Raw genomic sequence first — 1,089 nt, 5'->3', positions numbered from 1 at the left:
TGCTGTTGCCTACAACAATCGCGGTCTTGTTTACTATGAGCAGAAAAAATGGGAATTAGCACTGGCAGATTATAACCAAGCTATCAAAATTAATCCTGATTATGCTGTTGCCTACAACAATCGCGGTGCTGTTTACAAAGAGCAGAAAAAATGGGAATTAGCACTGGCAGATTATAACCAAGCTATCAAAATTAATCCTGATTATGCTGATGTTTACTACAATCGCGGTAATGTTTACTATGAGCAGAAAAAATGGGAATTAGCACTGGCAGATTATAACCAAGCTATCAATATTAATCCTGATTATGCTGTTGCCTACAACAATCGCGGTGCTGTTTACAAAGAGCAGAAAAAATGGGAATTAGCACTGGCAGATTATAACCAAGCTATCAAAATTAATCCTGATTATGCTGTTGCCTACAACAATCGCGGTCTTGTTTACTATGAGCAGAAAAAATGGGAATTAGCACTGGCAGATTATAACCAAGCTATCAAAATTAATCCTGATTATGCTGATGCCTACAACAATCGCGGTCTTGTTTATTATCAACTTGGTGACAAACAAAAGGTAATTGAAAATCTCCAACAAGCAGCACAATTATTCCAGGCTCAAGGAGATATTGAGTCTTATCAACAAATTATGGATTTCTTAAAGCATTTGTAGGTGTTTTATTGACAAATATCAACTTGATGAAAAGGAATCTTTGGGGTGAGAAAATAATTGCTGATAGTCAGAAATTGCTATCAACTCCGAAGATGAAAACCTTATGATCACAGTTGCGGTAATCTTAATATACATCTCATCTCCCCGATTTTTTTGAACAAGTCGGGGATTTAATTGTCTGATTTAATTGTCTGAATCAGGATATCCAGGATTTAAGGATTTACAGGATTTGAATTGTCTGAATCAGGATATCCAGGATTTAAGGATTTACAGGATTTGAATTGTCTGAATCAGGATATCCAGGATTTAAGGATTTACAGGATTTGAATTGTCTGAATCAGGATATCCAGGATTTAAGGATTTACAGGATTTGAATTGTCTGAATCAGGATTTCCAGGATTTAAGGATTTACAGGATTTGAATTG

Annotated in this window: 1 protein-coding gene; it reads left to right on the top strand. The window is 35.6% G+C overall.

The genetic code is table 11. From position 1 onward, the window contains the following. Positions 1 to 664: tetratricopeptide repeat protein (locus tag IQ237_RS25975; protein WP_194060116.1), on the top strand; the 664-nt coding region annotated here is incomplete at its 5' end. Positions 665 to 1,089 lie beyond the last annotated feature (425 nt).

The organism is Sphaerospermopsis sp. LEGE 08334 (genome assembly GCF_015207205.1).
In the GTDB taxonomy this organism is placed as follows: domain Bacteria; phylum Cyanobacteriota; class Cyanobacteriia; order Cyanobacteriales; family Nostocaceae; genus Sphaerospermopsis.
Note: the sequence above shows the minus strand (reverse complement) of the source record. Positions and strands in the feature narration are given on the sequence as shown.